The organism is Streptomyces sp. 5-10, from assembly GCF_014712245.1.
GTDB lineage: Bacteria > Actinomycetota > Actinomycetes > Streptomycetales > Streptomycetaceae > Streptomyces > Streptomyces violaceusniger.
In genome coordinates this window covers 1-1,550 of the sequence record NZ_JACVYG010000187.1, presented here as the reverse complement: position 1 = coordinate 1,550, position 1,550 = coordinate 1, and the positions used below count along the sequence as shown (strand labels likewise).

The following is a 1,550-nucleotide window of genomic DNA, read 5'->3' as shown; positions in this document are numbered from 1 at the left end:
GGGACACCCCGGGGGTGTTGTCCACGAAGTTCGTGATCAACCAGTTCAGATTCTGCGCCGCCTGGCTCATCGGGCTCAACTAACGCTCCTGCTGGTAAGTCGGGCCAATGCCGCGATCATGGTTGTCGCCGAGTCCGGTACCGGCCCGGCGACCCTGCTGGATCCCACGGCGGAGGTTGGTCAGCCTTCCGCGTACATCATCGGGCGCGCGAGACACCTGCGGCCCAGTCCTTTCGGGCTGCTGCGGCTGCTGGTGTGCGGCGCCCTCCACGAGGTTTGCGCGCGGCACCCGCCGTGGCAACCCGGACGACGTGATACCGCCGGCCGCGGGTTCGCGGATCTGCTCGGCGCGGCGCCAGCGCTCGTCGTTGTGGGGCGACGTACGCCAGTGGGAACCCGTGCTCCGGCCATTGAGTCCGGCTCCGCCCGGGCCCGCCGCGGCGCCCGATCCGGCGAAGTCCCCCGTGCCCTGGGACGCCGGCTGCGGCTCGCGGGGCGAGGGGGGCGGTACGGCCGAGGCGGGCCGGCCGGGGGTGGGCTCGGGCGCGGTGGGCGTGGACGGGTACGACCGGCCCCCGTCCTGCGGGCCCGCGTTGCCCGGGTCCACGACCTGGTTGTGGTGCCAGGTCGACTCGATGGTGTCGAAGATCGGGGTACGGCCGTCGCCGGGACCGGCGGCGGGCGGCAGCGGGTCGTTCGTGCGCCGGCCGGGCTCGTCCTGGGAGTCCTGGGGCAGCGCGTACTCGCCGGTGCCGCTCATGTCCGGGCGGGGGAACTCGCCGGTGTCGCCGGGACCGCCCACGTTCGGGCGGGGGAACTCGCCCGTGTCGCCCGGGCCGCGGCCGCCGCGCGGGGCGGCGTCCTCGAACCGGGGCTGGGCGTACTCACCGGTGTCGCCCGGGCCCTGGCCGAGCTCCGGACGGGCGAACTCGCCGGTGTCGCCCGGGCCGCGGCCGTAGTCGGGGCGGCTGAACTGGCCGGTGTCGGACAGCCCCCGCCCGGCCTGCGGCCCGCTGGGCGCGCGGCGCGGCTCGAACATGCTGGGGCCGTCGGTCAGCTGCGGCAGCTCGCCGGTGTCGCCGGGGCCGCGGTTGCCGAACGGATCGCGCCGCTCCGCCGGGCCGCCGAGCTCCGGGCGGGCGAACTGGCCGGTGGACTCGTACTCCTCGTGCCCGCGCGGGGTGTCCCCGGCGTCGCGTGGAGTGCCCGGCCAGTCGTCCTCGCCGGACGCGCGGCGCGCGCCCCAGCTGGTGCCGGGCTGCGTGGGGGCCGGAAGCTCGGGCGCGGGGTCCCGGGTCGGCAGCTGCGGGCGGCCGCCCTGGTCGCCCCCGTCGGCCCGGGCCGGTGCGCCGGTCGGCGGGGCGACGGTCGGGTTCTCGCCGCGGGTCGGAAGCGGGGGACGGCCGGAGGGGGCGCCGGGGCCGCCCTGCTGACCGCCGGGGCCCGAGGGGTTGGTCCGGGGGCCGGGAGGCCGTCCGCCCTCGAAGAAGTTGGTGCCGCCGGCCGGGGCGCCGCCCGAGGGGCCCGCACCCGCGCCGACCGGCCGGGTC

Annotated in this window: 2 pseudogenes; both read right to left on the bottom strand. The window is 77.9% G+C overall.

The window, feature by feature from the left end:
- Positions 1 to 70, bottom strand: a pseudogene (locus IEJ02_RS47720) (roadblock/LC7 domain-containing protein); the annotation flags it as partial.
- Between the two features lie 9 nt (positions 71 to 79).
- Positions 80 to 1,550, bottom strand: a pseudogene (locus IEJ02_RS47715) (histidine kinase); the annotation flags it as partial.